This is a genomic window from Sphaerisporangium album (assembly GCF_003323745.1).
Lineage (GTDB): Bacteria > Actinomycetota > Actinomycetes > Streptosporangiales > Streptosporangiaceae > Sphaerisporangium > Sphaerisporangium album.
This window is the reverse complement of sequence record NZ_QOIL01000030.1, coordinates 1-17939: the sequence shown is the minus strand read 5'-3', so window position 1 is coordinate 17939 and position 17939 is coordinate 1. Positions and strand designations below refer to the sequence as shown.

Annotated in this window: 13 protein-coding genes; 1 reads left to right on the top strand and 12 read right to left on the bottom strand. The window is 65.5% G+C overall.

Annotated features, from left to right (window positions below; genetic code table 11):
• Nucleotides 1-100 precede the first annotated feature (100 nt).
• Nucleotides 101-520 carry a hypothetical protein gene (locus DQ384_RS36530; protein ID WP_114033461.1) on the top strand — a complete coding sequence of 140 codons (420 nt, stop codon included), beginning with the start codon at nucleotides 101-103 and terminating at the stop codon, nucleotides 518-520.
• A 1955-nt stretch (nucleotides 521-2475) separates the two neighbouring features.
• On the opposite strand, the gene mobF is transcribed toward DQ384_RS36530, so the two are convergent.
• The 12 genes from mobF to DQ384_RS36470 all read right to left on the bottom strand — a co-directional run bounded on the left by mobF (nucleotide 2476) and on the right by DQ384_RS36470 (nucleotide 17785).
• Nucleotides 2476-7002, bottom strand: a complete 4527-nt coding sequence (mobF, locus tag DQ384_RS36525; protein ID WP_147269019.1) for a MobF family relaxase — start codon at nucleotides 7000-7002, stop codon at nucleotides 2476-2478.
• Between the two features lie 453 nt (nucleotides 7003-7455).
• Nucleotides 7456-7779, bottom strand: a complete 324-nt coding sequence (locus DQ384_RS36520; protein WP_114033459.1) for a hypothetical protein — start codon at nucleotides 7777-7779, stop codon at nucleotides 7456-7458.
• The gene (locus tag DQ384_RS36515) at nucleotides 7769-8341 is read right to left on the bottom strand and encodes a hypothetical protein (RefSeq protein WP_147269018.1); all 573 of its coding nucleotides are present in this window, start codon (nucleotides 8339-8341) and stop codon (nucleotides 7769-7771) included. Before DQ384_RS36515 ends, DQ384_RS36520 begins: the two co-directional genes overlap by 11 nt.
• A gap of 211 nt (nucleotides 8342-8552) precedes the next feature.
• Nucleotides 8553-9089 carry a hypothetical protein gene (locus DQ384_RS36510; RefSeq protein WP_114033457.1) on the bottom strand — a complete coding sequence of 179 codons (537 nt, stop codon included), beginning with the start codon at nucleotides 9087-9089 and terminating at the stop codon, nucleotides 8553-8555.
• Between the two features lie 175 nt (nucleotides 9090-9264).
• Nucleotides 9265-9783 carry a hypothetical protein gene (locus tag DQ384_RS41800; RefSeq protein ID WP_114033456.1) on the bottom strand — a complete coding sequence of 173 codons (519 nt, stop codon included), beginning with the start codon at nucleotides 9781-9783 and terminating at the stop codon, nucleotides 9265-9267.
• A gap of 258 nt (nucleotides 9784-10041) precedes the next feature.
• A complete protein-coding gene (locus DQ384_RS36500; protein ID WP_114033455.1) occupies nucleotides 10042-11685 on the bottom strand; it encodes a hypothetical protein in 1644 nt (547 codons plus the stop codon).
• 342 nt (nucleotides 11686-12027) lie between these two features.
• A complete protein-coding gene (locus DQ384_RS36495) occupies nucleotides 12028-12441 on the bottom strand; it encodes a hypothetical protein (protein WP_114033454.1) in 414 nt (137 codons plus the stop codon).
• Between the two features lie 214 nt (nucleotides 12442-12655).
• Complete coding sequence (locus tag DQ384_RS36490; RefSeq protein ID WP_114033453.1) at nucleotides 12656-13576, bottom strand: hypothetical protein; 921 nt, start codon at nucleotides 13574-13576, stop codon at nucleotides 12656-12658.
• A complete protein-coding gene (locus DQ384_RS36485; RefSeq protein WP_114033452.1) occupies nucleotides 13560-14393 on the bottom strand; it encodes a hypothetical protein in 834 nt (277 codons plus the stop codon). The genes DQ384_RS36490 and DQ384_RS36485 overlap by 17 nt, the downstream gene beginning before the upstream one ends.
• Before the next feature lie 154 nt (nucleotides 14394-14547).
• Nucleotides 14548-15120 (bottom strand): hypothetical protein, encoded by a 573-nt coding sequence (locus DQ384_RS36480; protein ID WP_114033451.1) that lies wholly within the window; start codon nucleotides 15118-15120, stop codon nucleotides 14548-14550.
• A gap of 400 nt (nucleotides 15121-15520) precedes the next feature.
• Nucleotides 15521-16537: a DUF3427 domain-containing protein gene (locus DQ384_RS36475; RefSeq protein WP_114033450.1), complete on the bottom strand. Its 1017-nt coding sequence runs from the start codon at nucleotides 16535-16537 to the stop codon at nucleotides 15521-15523.
• A 219-nt stretch (nucleotides 16538-16756) separates the two neighbouring features.
• Nucleotides 16757-17785, bottom strand: coding sequence for a hypothetical protein (locus DQ384_RS36470; RefSeq protein WP_147269017.1), 1029 nt, complete (start codon nucleotides 17783-17785; stop codon nucleotides 16757-16759).
• Nucleotides 17786-17939 lie beyond the last annotated feature (154 nt).

Here is a 17939-nt window from a genome sequence, read left to right as displayed (position 1 = left end):
TCGCGGCCCAGTCGAGACCATGCATGATTATTCGGCCGGCGAAGCACGTTGGCGTAAGCGGTTCCCCGACGTACCGGCAATTCCGCAAGGGACCCTCATCATGTTGACCTCTGACAGTTTCGCTGAGCCACCCCACCTTGAGCGACTGGGCCACCGCGACCCGCACATCCGGTTCCAGGCCATCTCCGCCACTGTTGCAAGCCTGGGTGCGGCAGTATGCGCACTTCGGCACCATGCCCCGGAGGAGGAGTTCGCCGCTTATGCCTACGCCGTCGACGCGGCAACACATGCCGCGACCATCCTTGAACTTCCCGCTGCGCCGCCCCTCGTATTCCCCTCCCTGTCAGCAGCACAGACCAATGCACTCGCCGAAACAGTCACCGTCGCGTCGATCCGCTTGAGCAGAGCCCTGCTGGCCCTAGCTGCAGAAGAGCACGATGCCGAGCAGCAGCTGAAGATGTCCCAGGCCGCGGCCAGCCTTGCCGAGGTCCACTACTGGCTGGCAAGCGACGACGAATGACTGCGACCTTAGGGAACTTCCTCGATGGCTGCCGCCATAACCTGATGACGGCCAGCTATCTCAGCCGTCGCCGTCTACTCGACGGCCGAGTCCTCGCTGCGATCAGTGGATCACGCGACCTTACCCACGCCATGACCAGGATGTGGGACTTCGTCGCCGCGTCAGCACCCACCACCCTGGCGCGTCGGCGCCTGTTCCCTGGCATGTCCTACCCTGAGCCATTTGACCACCTCACTCGCGCCGACACGCTTCTGCAGCAATGCATGGCTCAACTGGCCCATCGGCACCCACCCGGAGATGACCTGCTCGCCGCGCATCTAAAGGGCGCGGCGACCATTCTTGGCACCGGGTTGGACTTACTCCAGACGCATTACCACATCGACGGTACCGGCAATCGCCTCTCACGGTCCGATTGGACCCGCGTCATCGAGGACCTGGACACCCAACACGCCCTGCTCCACGACCTCGCCGGGAACGGTCTGCTTTTGGGTGACATCCTTGAACGCATCCAATCGGACATTAGACGCGGACCATTCACGCCGCTCCTGGAATCGGCGATCACGGCCTTACGGGCCCTGCCTGGCACGCTTATCTCCGCAACCCTGGGCGCGTATCGAGGCGACGGACACGCGCTACTGTCTGGCGTACCGCCGCGCCAGCCCGATCCACCCCGTCCACCACCCGAACATGCCCAGTCGGTCGCAGAGTTGTGCCGTGACATCATCGCCAACACCGAATCACTGCGGACGCGCTACACCGACAGCGCCCGGCCACTGGTCGACGGGCAAGCGGACATTCGCCAATGGCGCCGCACCGCCGCCGACGGAATCGTGCTCAGCCACATTCACCTGCAGCTGTGCCAGACGATGAATCTCCGCGTACTGCACGCGGAGCGAGGTGCTCACCCCTGCGTACGGCGCTCGCCGAGGCACACCGGGTCAGCGCAAGGGAGGTGGCCAGCTGGCAGGAGATCGGCCAGGCTTGGGATGAGCTGGTGCCGGATTTGCCGGTCAGCCCTCGATCGAGGACAGAGAACCACACGGAACATCTGGTCACCCGGATGGGCCGCCTCTTGTACCTCAATCCGATCTGGACACCCGCACGGCGCCACGCCTCCGCGGTCAAACCGCCCGAACTATTGGCGCCGACCTTCGAAACGATGGCACAGGTCGCGATGGCGATTTGCCACGCCAACGAGTGCCTGGCGATGGTGGCTGATACACACCTGGGCCGAGCAGGCCAGGCCCTGCACGTTATTCGTAGATTGCTGGACCCCTCGCCACACCCTGACGACTACCCGCAACGCTCCACTCGTGTGGAACGGTTTGACCGCCAGGCGCGCGCCGTGCTCCGTTCGTATAGGGCTCTTCTGAGTCAGAGCATGGCCTCTACCTCGGCTTATGGGGAGGTCGCGCTTCTTGCTGTGCACCCCGAACATCGTTTCGAGATCGCACGGCGGATCCTGATACTACAGAGGCGCGGCAGTGAAAGAGACTTCGATCAGAGGTTCAGCGACGCTGAGAGGCTGCTCTCGTCAGACCGTGGGCAGAGCCCGGAACTATCTCGCCGGCCGACAACGGCGCCTGCTCGAAGTGATCGCGTCACCGGCGAGAGTCCATACGTGCCCCCATCGAAAACTCTCCATGGGCTTGACGGCCACGAACGTCGTGCGCACTGGTGACGCACGAAACGGACTTCTCGTACGCCCAATAACCGTGCGATCTAGTCGTCACGCTGCCGCTCTTCTTACAGACACAGAGCCACAAGCAAAGCCAATGGTGGCCCGCATGCCCCATCGTGTTCACCGGGGAAAGCCATTGACGGCTTCTCATCAGGCGGATAGGGACATGCCATGCAGTGCTTTCGGACCGGCCTGGCCGTGGCCCGGAAGTGTTCGATGTCGATGAGTCCCGGGTGCACGCCCTAACGCCACCAAATGAGGCTTAAAGGCTAGTCTAGCGATAGCCTCCCTCCACGGAGGACTGCTTCGCCTTGGAGACCGTGAGAGATTCAGCAGACACAGAGCCGCCGGCAGGAACACCGAGTGCAGCGGCTGCTGAGGAGGGGTCGCTGCCCCTGTCCCTCTGGTGTGTCCGTCGTTGCGCAACCTCACGCGCGGATTCTTCCTTGTCGAGTGACTGCCGCAATGCCGCCTCGGCGGTCAGGTGACGTAGTACGAAGGTCAGTTCCTGGGCCTGATGGTTCAACAGTTCCGCATCCTGTGAAGCCTTCGCCGCGTCCTGGATGTCGGTCGCGTGTGCGCGATTGAGCAGCTGTTCGTGTTGCTCAATCCGACGCTGGAGGCGACGCTGTACTGATTCATGCCCACTGGCGGGTCCTGCTGCCTGCCGCAATGCGCTCCGGCGTGAGGTGAGCTGAGCGATACGGCTCCCGCTAGCAGCGATCTGCTCCTTGAGCCGTGTGGCTTCGTTCGTCGTGCCCCTACGTGTGAGTTGCCCCAGGCGCTCGCGCATCTGCCGCTCGGTGATGAGCTGGGCTTCCAGCTCGGCTTCGACCTCGGCGAGTTCCTCGATCGCGACCGCGTGCGCGCGCAGAGTTTCGTGTGCGCGTAGCACCGCGCTGACCGCGGGCCCGCTACGGGAGGCGGCACTGTCGTGCAGGTTGCTGGCCAGCGCATCAGCCTGAGCAGCGGCCCTTTGCAGGATGGGCAGCCCGGCGGTGACGTCGCGGATCTGCGTGCGCAGCTCGGCATCGGTGAGCAGGCCGAACAGTCGCTCCTGCCATGGCGTCACCGCCAGCTCAGAAGCCTTCGGCAGCGGCGGCAGCGCGCGCTGGAAATCATCCAAGGCAGCCACGGCGCCGGGATGCGGGCTCCCGACCATCACTCCGGGCAGGTGTGCCAGCGCCGCGCGGGCGGCGGCATCCAAGACCGGCAGAGCGAACGCGCCGGACTGCACACGCCGAGGCGGCGCCGCGTCCCCATTCAGATGCCGCTGGATACGCCAGGCAAGGGCGCGTGGCAGCGAACGCGCTCCGTTCAGTGGCCCCTCGGCAGCCGCAGCGGCAACCAAGGCGTCCACGTCGTGGCCGGCCTCGGCCGCCCGTGCCAGGATCCGCGCTAAGACCGGCCACTGCTCGTTGACGGTCACCACCGCGGCCCACGGCCCCAGTGCCCGCCGTACCGCCTCGGCCAGCGGATCGGGTAGGTAGATCCGGTCGCCTACGCGCTGGATGGGGTCTGTCTCTCCAGAGGCGACAAGGTCGATCGGTTCGATCTGCTCGCCGAGTTCGGCGAGGATGAGCCCTTCATCATGGTCGTACTCCAAGGAATCGGCGAAGGCGTTCAGCGCGCGGTCGAATTCTTCGGCGGGGCTGCGCGGCCTGCCCAACGTGGCTTGCCGGTCCTCGTCCTCCAGGGCGGTGCGTGCCAGGAACAGGTGCGCTTCGCGGATGTCGCGTGAAAGAGCGGTGTAGGTGGCGTTGGTGTGCAGGCCGGGACCATAGGTAAGGGCGTAGTCGGCGCCGAGCCCTTGGGTCTTGTGCACGGTCATCGCCATGCCGTACGACAGGCCGCCCTCGGCGATGTAGGCGGCGCTGACCCATTCCCTGATGTGCTGGATCCGCCCATCGGTGTCGGTGCGGCGCCATTGCACCTGCACCCCGCGCTGGCGGTCGACCGCGGTGACGATGCCGCGAAACCCGTTGAGCACGTCGGCGTGCCGGCCGTTGCTGCGCCATTCGCGGTACTGGTTTTTGCGGATCAGCACAATGTCACCGACGGTCAAGGCGAGGGCGCCGCCGTCAGCCAGGGCGAACACGGTATCGGGGCCGGCGAGCTCTCCAGCGGCCCGGCGGATCGCGCGCGCCGAGAGGTTGAGTTCGTCGACATCGGTGTTCTTACCTGCCAGCATCAGTACTTCCGTGATCGCCTCATGGACGTCTGGATACAGGCGTCGGCGCTCATCCCACATCATGAGCATGTGTGCCAGTGCCTGTTCGCGGGTGGTGGTGGCATGCACGCGGCCGTGCTGCGCCCAGGTGCGCAGCGCCTCTCGCCGATTCCCGGTCCGCCAGATCTCCAACGCGCGCCGCTCCACCACATCTTGCTGACGGTAGTTCGTCGAAAGCGTCAGTCCGCCGATCAGCGTATGTACCGCGTTGAAGCTGCCTCCCACGCCGGGCGATTGGAGCTGTGCTGGGTCTCCGATGCCGACGACCTTGGTGCCGACCTCGGCCGCGTGTGCAAGCAGGACCGCTAGTTGACGGTCATCGACCATCGCGGACTCATCAACGATGAGTACGTCGACGCCGGCAAGGCCCCGGCCGCGCTCGATCCGCTCGAGCCATTTGGCGATGGTGAAGGCCGGAATGCCGGTTTCCAGGCGAAGGTTCGCGCATGCCACCGCAGCGGTGGAGGTGCCGGCGATTACCTTGCCCTCGGCCTCCCAGGCGATGCGCGCCACTTCCATCAGCGTGGTCTTGCCCGCGCCGGCCACGCCGATGACCGCATCGACGCCATGGCCGGCCGAGGCCAGGCGCTCCAACACGGTGCGTTGTTCGGGGCTGAGTGTTAGCTGATGGGTGGCCTGGTAGGTGTCGATGGCCATCTGTAGCGTGGCTGGGGCCAGTACGGCGCATCCGCTGCGATAGCGTCGGCGAACCGCGGCAATGATCGCACGTTCGGCTGCGATGATGTCCGCGGTGGTGTAGCGGTCGCTGTGGGTGAGATGAGTGGGGCCAGTGGTAGCCAGCTGGATCGCGTAGCCCCCGTGCTTGAGCGCCAGGTCGGTCAGCTCTTCGGCCTCGGCGCAGGAGGCGATACCGCCTTGAATCGCGTCTATTACCGCGGCCAGCGCCTGGGCGCCGGTGAAGTCCTTGCGGTGTGCGGTCAAGCCCTCATCGGGTCGAAACAGCCACCGGCACAGCGCATCCAGATCTGCTGGACCACTTGCTTGGACGACAGGCTGGCGGCCGATCAACTCGAGCGGAGTCATGGTGGCGGCCACGATCGCATCCGGGTCCTGGCCTGCCGCGCGCGCTTCAGCTCGCCAGTAGGCGCGCAGCCCCTCGGTTGGCGTCAAGGTCGCGTGTTGTGTTTTGGCGTTCTTGAGCACCTCGGCCGCGGTGTGCTGCTGGGTTGCGGTGCAAGTGGTTATGTCGATGCCCCATTGCTTGAACAGGGCGAGGATCTCGGTGTTGCGCTTGGAGAACAGTCGGATCGTCTCCTCGGGGATTCCGACGATCTGCCATACCCCGGTGTGGGTGTTGCGCTGCCAGATCATCCCCCACCGCTCGTGCGTGACCTGGCGGATCCGCGCTTGCATCAGCGCGTCGATGGCCAGGATGTGCCGAAACAGGTCTCGTCCACCGGCGGCGATTGTTGACCATTGGCCGTCCGCGCCGCGGCACATGTTGGCGATGGTGACGTGCGCGTGCAGGTGGGGGTCTCCCACAGGCGCGCTGCCGGTGGGGCGAGCAGTGCGATGGATGTTCACCCAGCCGATGAAGCCGCTTCCGGCTACCCGGGCGGCCTTGGCGCCATCACCGTGGTGCCCTCGCATGCCGTAGCACGTCCATCTCTCCGCCGCCGTCACTGCCTCATCCAGACAATCGACGAAGATTTGCTCGACCTCATCGGCCAGCTCGCCTCGGGCGAAGGCGTACAAGACACTGAATGCCTTGGGGAGGTTGATAGTCAGGTCGTAGCCGCGATTCCCGGCGACCACCCGATCATGCTCCAGGGCCAAGGCCCTCTCGAGTGCGGGGCGCCCATACAGCGCTACGACATCGACACCGGCCGCGTCGCCGAGCGTCAGCAGCGCCGACACCCTCACCCGGTGGGTATCGCCATAAAGGCGCACCTGGCGACTCATCCGCTCGAGACTGGAGCGCTGCCGCTGCGAACGCACCAGATCCAGCGGATCGTGTCCGAGGGCGGCCGCGCGATCACGAATGGCCTCCAACAGCGGCCCGGCCATGAGCTTCGACCCCGGATGTGCTGCGGTCTTAGGTCTCACCAGTTGCTCGCCGGAGCGTGGATCCTGGCCTTTCATCACCGCTCGGGCAATGTCGAACTGCTCACCGGGCAACTCCGAGCCAGCCTCGATGCCCAATTCATTGCAGCCGGCTCCGATCCACCGCAGTGGCCGCTCGGTATCACTCATCCGATAGTTCAGTTGCTGGTCGAGAGCGGCGAAGGCCGCCATGACCGACGGCGGATACAGCGCGTGCACGTCAACCGCTGCCGCTGCGGCTATCTGGAGCACCGCGCCTGCGTCCATCTCAGCGTCGTGCCCATACCGTTGTAGCCGGGCTGAGGCGTCGGCGACCACATGTCGCTGACGGGTGGTGTCGAGCAGTTGAGCCACCTCGACACCCAGCGCGGTGGCCTTGTCACGAAGGGCCTTGATCAACGGCGCGGCTGCCAGTTGGCCGAGATTGCCGCCCGCACAGCCATGCAGGCCGGCTAAGCGGTACTCCACCTGAGCGTCGGAGGGGCCGATAGCAGTGACCCATGACACGGCGAGCCCGTCACCTCCCACGCACGGTATGAAACTCCCGACGTATCGTCACGAAGTGACGATACCTTAGCACTACACATTCTGTCCTGACTAAGAGTGTCTAAGTGAGTCAATAGCTCTCAGTGCATTATCGCCATCTGCATCGAGATGGAAGATCGGCTGAATGCACTGATCATCTTGGCGTTGTCAGTGCTGTCGATCATGATTATTCATAGCTATGCCGATTCACCTGGTTGAGGCGATCCAACGATGATTGGCTCGCGTATCCGGCGATCAGATCCCCGCGACGTCCCGAACGCCAGGGCATTCGCCCTGCCCCGGCCGCCGCCGGTCACCCGTCCAAGGCCGGCCCTGGACATGCAAGAGGGGCCCCAGACCGCAGATGCGGTCTGGGGCCCCTCTTGGCTCCTTGCCGGGGCTGGCGCGCCCCGGCAAGGAGTGGAGCTGTCTGGTTCAGAACAGGCACACCATGGTGACGGTGTCGCCCTCGGGCATCGGGGAGGCCAGCACGTCGGCGACCAGGTCATCTGCGGCCCGCTCGGCCAGCCTTCGCGTGACCTGTTCGGGCTCCTGCCGGTCCAGGTCACCAGCGAGCAGGATCTCGATCAACATCTGGCGGGCCGTCGCCCACGCGAGGGCGGCGCTCTTGAGCTGGCGCCGCTTGCCCCAGCGTCGCCACAGGGGGGCGTTGCTGTGGAGCTTGGAGACGTGGGCGTGACGACGCTGGTGGTCTGCGACGACTTGGGCGGCGCGCAGGATCTGGGTGTCAGTGAGCATTGCGACGTCCTTTCCGGGATGCGGGCCGCCGGTTCGTCGTCGGGAAGGGAGGGGCGAGGAAGATGGCCGGAGCGGCCGTGTTCTGTGGGCCGGTGCGGCGCACTTCGAGCAGCCGTGCGGGCCAGAGTCTGGTGTATGTCCAGGGGTGTGGGCCCCAGAAGGCTTCTGCCGTGCAGTTGTGGGTTCGTCCGATTCGTGCCCAGTAGTGGGTTCCGGAGGGTTCGGCGTAGCGGACCAGGTCGCCCGCCTGGAGGTCGTCCAGGTGGTACCCGGCGGGGGGTGGGAGGACGCGGCGAGCGGTCGCCGCTTCCTGGTGCGGTGGGGTCCAGGCGATGTCGATGCAGGACTTGATGCCCGCCTTGGCGAGGTGTTGCTGGACGTGGCGGATGACGTCGGCGTGTGGGGGGACGAGGGTGGTGCCGGGCATGATCCATTCGCCCGAGGTCTGCGGCGTCTGCTCCCACCGGAAGCCGAGGGCGTTGAGGAGCATTCCGACTTCGTCGTCCAGTCCTTCTTCTGTGGCGCGCGTACCGCGCGTGAAGGAATGTGTGATGTAGAGCATGGTGTCCTTTCGGATCGGTGCGCCATTCCGGAGTGCCATCCGGAATCTTGTATCTCCATTAAACCACTAAATGCATCCTTACTGGGGGGGCGAAAGCAACCCTGCTCATATCGACCTGCGCCGCGCCAAGGCTCGCGGGAAGCAATGTTCCAGGAGGTAGAAATGTCGATGCCTCCCGCTGGCGAGCGGGAGGCATCGATGTTGCTTGCTGCTAGCACTCCAAGGCGGGAGGCTGGTCGCGGGTTGGCATCCGCACGGCGGTCTGGGGGCTTGGTACGGGGCGGCGTATCTCGACGAGGCCGGCGGGCGCGATTCTGAACCCGGCCCTTGGGTGTTCTCCGTAGAAGACATCTACTGTTCGCTTGTTCTTGCGCAATATTCGAAGCCACCCCACATGCTCATCTTGGGTGCGCACGAGGTCGCCGACATGCAGCGCGCGCAAGGGATACACCCTGGCGCTAGCCGCGAAGATGGGGCGGGCCGTCTGGGCTTCGGTCGCTGGGTGCACCCATGGCGCGATGGTCACCGTGGTGGGGAATTTGGCGGCCATGAGGAGAGCCTGTGCCAGGAGGATGCGCCCCCTGTCCGCGGGGGTGAAGGCGGTTCCTTCCACGACCCATACCTGACTCCAGTGATCCCAGGTGAAGTAGCTCGGTAGGGCTCGGTCGACGGCTAGGTACAGCTCACGTCCCCCTTGAGGGGCGATGACCCGTGTCCCATGGAGGAGATCGTGGGTGATGTTGATCACGGTTTTCCTTTCGGATCGGAACGCAAGCCCCAGTGCCATTAGGGCTCACATATGGAATTTACCACTAAATGCACGTTCCTAGATTGGACTGCGGGAGCGGCGAAAGCGTCGCTGTGCGGGGTGCCGGGGGTATGGCTGGCCCGGCCAGCGTGAACCGGCCGGGCCAGCCGAGCGGTCAGCGGCCCGATGCCCGGTTGGCGGCGTTGCGGTCTATCACCGCGAACAGCCCGTCGCCAAGAAGGGCCTCCAGCGTCGCCTCGTCGGCCGATGCGAGGAAGTCGGCGACCAGCCGCCGGTAGGGCAGAACGGTCAGCCAGTGCAGCGACTCGGTGAGCTGCTGCTTGCCGCGCCCGGTGGCGGCGAGCAGTCGGGCGAGGGCACCGGCCTTGCGCTCCAGGATCTTCTCAGGGACGGGGACACCAAGGCTCCGGCAGAGCTGGACGCGGGCGTCGGCCTTGACGTAGGTGTCGCGGTCGCGCACCAGGTCGGGGTTGGCGGCGAGCCAGGCGAGCAGCTCGTCCACCAGGGCGCTCGGCGTCACGCCGAGGGCCGGCGCGAAGGTTCGCCGAAGCACCACCGCGCCCTCCAGCGCGCGGCGGGTCTCGGCGACGTCTTCTTCGGCAGCGCCGTTGGCCTGCATCAGGGCGAACGCGCGGGCGCAGACGCGGGCCTCGTCCGGGGTAGTGGCGGTCATCCTGATGTCCTTTCGGTGGGGAGGGGAGCCTGGCCGGTGGGACCGGCCAGGCCAAGGGTGGGGTGGCTAGCTGGCGGTGTGGCCGCAGGCGAGCTTGTAGGTCTGCGTGGAGTCGGCGGCGCGGTAGGGCGATGGGTCAGTTGATGTCTCGGCCAACTGCACTACGGCGCGTCCCTCTTGACCTGGTAACTCTGGCCGCGGGCAGGCAAGCCGTGTGCTGGGAAGGGTGAGCGGTAGGCGGCCCCGTGATGGCCTCGCTTAGCAGTTCGATGGCGGGTGCTGGTCTGGCCGAAGGGCCATGCCGTGGTCGGCGAACCAGTCTTCGACCAGGCGTGCGATTTCGACCGCCGGTTCTGGGGTGGCGTACAGGGCTCGCAGCGCGTGCCACAGTCGGTAGATCGCTGTGAGGGTGGCGAGCGGATCGGCTGCGAAGCCTGCGCCACTGGCGCCGAGCCTGGTGGTGTCGAGCACCGTGGCTCCGTTGACCGCGAACACCACAGGAACGCAGTCCTCGGTGATGAGCCAGTCTTCTGCGCCGTCCAGTTCGAGGCTGACCCGCAGTGCCCCCCTGCGGGGATCCACGTAGAGGTAGGCTTGGGCGCCGTCCAGTTCCATGCAGGGCAGCGTTATGCCGTCGTGTCGGGGGTGGAAGATGACGGCGTCGTTTGCGTTGGTGGCTTGCTCGGCGGAGATGTGCAGCGTTCCCGGCGCCCATGTTGGGCCGTGGGCGAAACGCAGGATGGGCAATCGGTTGAGCAGGTCGCGTACTGTCGCGGCGAAACCGCCGATGTCCTCCGCGATGGGATGGAGGTAGGTGAACTGCGCGGCGTCGACGGTGCGGTGTAGCTGCAAGCTCCAACGGAACTCTGCTCCATCGCCGGGCAAGGGATGATTGCCACATATGGCACGAGCGGTGTAGCCGTCGGGAACGGCGATGGCGAGGTCGCCGTCGGCGCCCAGGGCGGCATCGATGCCGGCCGCGCGGAAGGTGTCCAGGTATATGGCGCAGAGTGTGGCGTAGTCGCTGGTCACTGTGGGTGAAGTGGCGGGTGCCCATCCGGGGGTGCTCCAGGTGCGGGCGTACAGGACAGCGTCCGTCGGGAGTTCCGCCCCCTGCTGGAAGGCGATGACCTGCTGTACCCATCTGGTCATCCAGTGGCGGTCGGATTCCCGGCCGGGCCAGGTCTCGGTGACCACCGTCGGCTTGCCTTTGCGGTACACGGTGCCGTGTAGGGCGTATTCGGTGTGGGTGATGGCCCTCTCGTCTGGGACGGGGTGGGATGGTGCGCCGACGTGGTGGGGGCCGAGTTCGGCGGGCGTGTCCCTGGTGAGCTGGTAGGTCTGTCGGTCGTTGAGAGCGGCGTAGTAGATGGCGATGGCGTCCGCGTCGCTGTCTGGTGCCGTGGTTGGGGTGGTTGGGATGTTGAGATCGGTGACCCGCCACCATTCCGCGCGGACCTGCTTGGCCAGCGCTTCAAGAGCGTCTTCCTCGGTGGCGAACCGGTGCATCAGCGAGTACGGGGTGTTGTTGGTGGACAGGGACCAGGGCAGGCCGTCGCTCTCCACCTGCCTGGTCAGCTCGTCCAGGTGCGATTGGTCCTCAGCGTGGAGGTCGTACGGCTTGGTCAGCGGCCTGAGGTCGTTGAGGTCGACGTGCACCTGGAAGGGGCCGCCTGTTTCGTAGTCCCAGGCGAAGATGAGAACGAGCGTGCGGTCGTACTCCTCCTGGTGGTCGACTCCGGCGATGACGCCGGGGCCGCTGGCGTCGGCGTCGACCCACCAGACCTGGGAGCCGATCGCCAGGGTGCTTTCCCAGTTGTCGCGCTCACGTTCGCGGTCGATCTCGGCCGGACGGTTCAGTAGGGGCGTTTCCGTCGGGTTAGGGGAATCGTCACGAGGCATTGGGGTCTCCTGTCGGATCGGAGGGGTGGGACCTCGGCAGTGCCATGCAAGGTCGGCATTTAGATTAAACCACTAAATGCGCGAATTAGAGGCATGAAGCTTCGTCGGCTTGGTTCATCCAGCTCCACCATCCGCCGGGTATCCCGAGCCGACAGCGAGAGCGCCCAGTTCGCCCACCTCGAACGAGGCGGCCTGCGCCCTCACCCAGGTGCGAGTACAAGGCCAGGTGCCCGTACCCGGCGGCCTCGTCCAGGCCGGGTACGTATGGGTCGGAGTAACCCACGGTGCGCCCTCCGGGGGTCAAAGGCCGGGCAGAGTGGGTGACCCCTGCCCGGCCGCTTGTCAGAGGACTTGGCGGGTGCCGTAGGTGCGCCAGTCCTCCCACTCGCTGGCCGGCCCCAGGCCGAGCGCCACCGGGGAGACGATCCGGTAGCCCTCACAGCCGATAACGACCCATCCGTCCACCATGACGTGGGACCAGTGCTCGCCGCAGGGGACGAGGACCCACCCGTCACCTACGACCGAGTGCGGGTCGGCCGCCGACGACTGCTCCTCGCACTCCGTGCAGGCCCTGGTGAGCCACGGGGCGATCGCCTCCGCGTGGCCGGGGTCACGGAGAACCTGACGCACGCGGACGACGTAAGCCGCCCGCTCCGGGGTGAGCTGGTCGCGACCGCTTACCGGGCGGTCACCGTCCTGCGCCACCCGATCCACCAGCGGATCGCCGATGTCAAACCGCCAGTCTTCCTTGCTCACTACCTTGTGCCTTTCGCGAGGGATTTACCCCCGGGGATTCCACACGTACCTGAACCGCCCCCCGAATCGGTGAGCGGTCCGCTGCGCGGTGCGGTTCCCCGGGATTTGGTGTTCTCCGAATGGGGAGCAGGCGTTGCGTGCCCATTACGGGGCCGGCGTGCGGGTGCCTTACCTGGCAGAGCTCTCTCCCCTGAGGCGGGGACGGCCGAAGTCGTCAGAAAGTCGGAACGCGGTCGAGTTCGCTGCGCACGTAGGCCACCACGCCCCGAAGGTCGTAGCGTGGGATGACCTTTTCCGAGACCAGAGTGGAGCCCGACCCGGTTTGGCGGCATACGTCGAGTCCGCTGACTGTGCGGTACTCCGGCGGTAGTTCTCCATCGATGCTGCCGATGTTGAGGTCCCAGCCGTCGCAAGGGATGTGAATGACGTTGTACCCGCCGCCGAGGTCCTTGACGAAGGCAGGGATGGCCGCGTCTTTGAGCACCTGGAGTATGGGGGCGTACTGCTGTTCCATCGTAGCGGGGGCGGGGCTGGGATTGCTTTGGCCGGTGGCGCGGAAGGCGAGCGCGTCACCGAGCGGCGTGTAGTCCAGCCAGTCTCCGTGTCCATCCCGCAGCAGGCTGAGGGCTTCGCGTGAGGTGTGGGGTAGCCAATCGGTGTCGCCGGGTACGGTCGCCTTACCCTTCAACAGCAAGTCCAGGATGTCGTGGGCGAGACGACGGTTGTAGGTGTAGAGCCTGCTTCGCGCCTCGGCTGCCTGCTCGGGGGTCATGTCGTTGATGGTCTGCCGCAGGTCGAGGTCCTGGCGGGAGCGGTAAGGGTCTATCCATGAGATTCTCTGGCTGAGAAGCGCGATCAGGTTGTGCGCCGGGCTTCGGTCGTGAGTGTCGAGCGCGGGAATGCGGTCGTACTCGCTGCGGACGTAGATGACGATTCTGTTGAGGTAGTTGGCGTTGATGGTCTTCTGCGAGACCGGTGCGCTGTTTCCGCCCTTGACTCGGGTGATGGTGACCAGGTCGAGGGCGGCGATGTTTTCAGGGAGTCCGAGGTCGGCGTTTTCGCCGGTGATCGTGAGGCGCCAGGAGTTCGGGCAGTCGATTTCGATGGCGTACGCGGTGTCAGCCCAGTACGTCATGTGCGCGGTAAGTCCAGCGTCGGCGAGGCCGCTGAGGTAGTCGTGGTAGAGGTGTGTTGCTGCTGAAAGGCTGGTGAGCGGCTTGCCGTCCTCGTCGCTGGATGTATCGCGATCCTCGTCGGTCTCGATCCTTGGCCAGGCCGGGCCACAGCGTGTCGGCGACTTCGCGCAGAAAGCCCAGCGACAGGCAGTGGTCGGTGGAGTGGGCCTCGTAGCAGGGGGGGCCGTACCCGCCGGCGTCCCGTTCTGGATCCATGCAGGCGGCGACATGGGAGGGATCCGCGGGGCGGAAGATCCGGGTTGGCGTGGCGTCACTGGTGACGGGCGTGATCTGGCCGTCTTGCCGGTACAGCATGTACAGCGGCGCATCGTCGTGGTGGCTTGAGGTCTGGACCAGGCCGACCATGCCCGGCTCGAATACGACGTCTCCGTCTTCGAGGTCACGCCGGGGGATGTGCTGGAAGACCCCTGGAAGATCCCACACCTCACCATCCCGGTGATGCCAGATCTTCCTGGCGGTGAGCTTGAGTTGGTCGATCACGGCGCAGTGGTGGTCGTCGTGCGGCTGGCCGGGCTCGGAATCACAGCCGCAGGTGCCGATGTCGGCGGGGTCATGGTGCCGGTAGAACCGGATCTTGAGGTGCGTTGGTAGATGCTGCTTTCCGCCCTGCACGGTGACCAGGACTGTGCCGTCATTCTGGTGCGCCGGATCGGCGGTCAAGCCGCCGTAGTGGGACGGTCCGAGCAGGAAGTCTCCCGCTTTCAGTTTGCGGGGAGGCAAGAAGAGGAACTCGCCCGGGTAATCGTCGGTGCTCATCGGATTTCCTTTGGATCGGAATGGATGTCTCCTCGCTGTGCCAGCGAGGAGACATCCATTAAACCACTAAACGCATTTCTCGGCAGGGCACGGGGACTGACACGGAACCGTCAGGACGGGCGTACTTCCTTGGGCCAGCGGTTGATGAGGGAGATCACGTCATCCAGGAGAAGGGTGCCGGGACGCATGCGCAGCGACAGCGAGTACTCGAAGGCGCCCTGGTTGTCTGCGTCGATGGACAGGTGGCCAGTAGCGAACCGGACGCTAGGCCCGTCGTAGTAGCCTTCGGGGAGATTGAGCTCCCGCCGGGGATCAGTGCGGCGATCCGCTCGCCTTCTTGTGCGAGCCTCACCTTGCGGGCTTGCTTCTCGGCCTGCCACAGGATTTCCTTGTCGAGCCACCGCAGGTATTCCGGCATCAGCCGTCGCACGATGTCCTTGGCCAGCGTCTCGGCCGGGCGAGCGGCGTTGACCCTGATGCACGGGCCGCTGTTCCAGTAGTGCTTACCGTCTGTTGGGCTCACTCCGGAGATGGTGAGCCGGTTGCGGATGTAGGCGTCGCCCTTGGTCGCGTATTGAAGCATGAGTCGCCGGTCGCCGCTGACCAGCATGACGGCGCTGTATTGGTCCTCAGTCTCACGTAGGAGGACGGCGCGGAACTCGCCCAGTGCGCCGGCGATCGATTCGGCGATCTGGAGGACCTGGTGGGCATTTCCGAATATCGTCATGAAATCTCCTGGTGGGTAGGGCAGTCCAACAGATCAAGTGGCATTGGCCTTGGGTCTTCCTCGGCCCGCTTAGCCGGATGACGGGGGAGGTTCCGGGTCATCCAACGGAGCGGCGGAACAACCCGCAGGCTCGGCGGTGGATGTCCGGCAGTGGGCGCGAGCCGATGCAGGCACACCGGTCGTTGCAGCCGGACATGTAGGCAATCCGGCCGGTCCTGTCCCGCCTTGCCGCATTCGACGCATCCAACGCATGCGCGCGCGAGACGATCTACGCGCGCGGGGCGGTTGGCGCGGTGCGTACCGTGTGGCGACGGGGCGGTGTCGGCCGCCGGAGCGTGGCGGCCGACACCGGGATGGTGCTTCGCAGGCGCGGGGCGGGCGCAGTGCGCCTGGCGCGCCGTTAGCCTGCCGTGGTCATGGCGTAACGCAGGACTTGGGGCGGCAGGGAGTAGTCCAGTTGCCAGACAAAGCGGATGGGCAGCTCACCCTGGTGGCTGACGTAGCGCATCGGCCCGGCATACAGATACGGCGGGGCGCCCAGGCCCTGATCGGTCTTGGAGTGACGAATCAGCAGATGGACGATCGACTGACCCGAGATGTAGCGCTGGGCAGTGGCCGCGGCGGCGCGCAGGGTGCTTTGCGACTCCCACTGGAAGATGCGCTCGCCGAGAGCCTGGTCCTGGTAGCGGGTGCTGGCCTTGTACTGGTTCTCCGTTTTCTGGATGGTGACGAAGAACAGGTCCGCGTGGTGCGCGGCGACGTACTTGACGCCTTCACGCATATGTGCAGGCTTGTCCACTCCGAACGCGGCCAGCACTTCGTTCTTGCTGTAGAAGGCGTGCAGGTGCAGCGGCACCACCGGGTCCAGCGTCTGGGTCGTGTGCAGCCTGGTACCCAGCACTGCGGCCAGTTGATGGAGCTCCGCGGCGCGTGCCTCGTGGAGCATGGCGAGCCGGTCCTCGGCGCCGGAGAACGACTCAGTGCCGCCCCACAGGGCTGCATCGGCCATGGCCAGCAGCCGCTTCCCCCGGGCGCCGTCCGGGTGAGGGCCTCCGGGGAGCGTGCGCAGGTAGTTCAAGCGCTCGGCGTCGTTGATGTGCAGCATGCGACCAAACGCGCGGCCGAGCTGGGTGTCCGCTGCCGGGTTCGCGGCTTCCGGCTGGAATCCGGCGCTGCGCCGAAGGGCCGTCCAGCCCTCCCGGCGACGGTAGAGGTCTTCCAGTTCCAGTTCGGTCCTGGACAAAAAGTTCGGCAGGGTGGTGTCGCCCAGCTCGCGCAGCGCGCGTGTGAGTGCTTTCCAGTTCGGCTGGGTGGCGGGGGCCGCCACTGGACCGGCGTCTGCCACGCGTGCCAGGACTGGGACCTGGGTGGTGGCGAGTTCCCGGTTCGCTGTGGGTGTGGAGGAGGTGTTCATCATGGTCCTCTCGGATCGGAAAGGAATAGCGCCGCCGTTCGGAGTGCCATCCGGTTCGACTGGCTTTACTTTACCACTATAGGCGCGTTGCGCGGGCCTAGAACGTTCCCCCTTTATCGGAGTGAGATAGGCGAACGCCGGCGCCCGTATTAGACGCCGGCGCTAGCCAGAAATCACCGCCGGGCCAATCTCGTCGACCAGGGGTGGATATTACGGGAATCTTTAACCACGGCTGGGCTGTGATTGAGTTTCATCAACAATCGCGTAGTTGCAGAAACCGTCGTCGTAGGGGAGGTCGTCCGGGGTCTTGTCCGCAAGCGGCCCGATCCAACTGGAGGGTGCCCCGGGGAAGTGCGGCGTGTCCGGATCATCGGGGTCACCGTTCAGCCATCGCCACAGGTCACCGACGAGTTTGTGCAGCCGCCCCTCTTCCGTCGCGACGTAGAACTGGGAGTTGCCGCCGACTCCCGCCTCGTCGTAGAGGTCCCACACGCACACCAGGCGAAGGCCCGACGCCTCGCTGATGCGCCCGAGGATCGTGTTCACCGCGCGATCGTCGTACCCCTCAGCCATACTCCCGCGCAGATCGCTGACGGAGTACAGGGGGTGCGGCGATTCGGGCTGGCAGTCCACGAGCAGTGCACGAGCCTCCACCACGCCGCAAAAGCCGATCAGATACTCGATCTGTGACTCCGGGCCCCCGTTGTTGATGTCCGATGCTTGGCTGGCGACGACGTCGTAGATGAGTTCGTCCAGGTCCTCGCAGGTGATGCCGACCACCTCGGCCCAGTCGGTGAAGCTCTTGACATCGGCCGTCTCGCGTTCGGCTTCGGCCAGGACCTGTTCGATTTTGAGACGGCGGTCTCCATTGTCGAGTAGCTCTCCGCTGAGCGGATTGTGGTCGGTGGTGAACGGTTCCCACACCGACTCGTTCAACTCCTCCAGGTTGGTGCAGTAGGGCATGATCGCTTGATCGAGATCGTGCTCCCAGGAGTTGCGGTCATCGCCTGCCCACGCGCCCTTGGGCATGTAGCCGATGCGATGACCTGACGCGCTGTGGTATCCGTCCGGGATCAGGCATGAGCCGTCGTCCGACCAGGTGAGGGCGACGGTTTGGGCCTCAGGGAGTGCGGCTCGGACGTTGCGGGCGATGGCCACCATCGATAGGACGGCGATCCGCCGATCGAGCTGTTGATGCTTGCCTCGCAATTGGGCCAGGCGGGCGTCGATTTCCGTTGTGTCCGTGTTCACGGACCCTCCCGACATTCTCGAAGTTGGCTAGTGCTGTGACCGGAAACGATCACCGGGTTCGCGTGTAGTCCGTCGCACCGATTGGATGTGCCGTACACGTCCGATCGGCGCGAGGAGGCGCGGTGGCAGAACCGGTCAGGGTGCGAAGACTTAT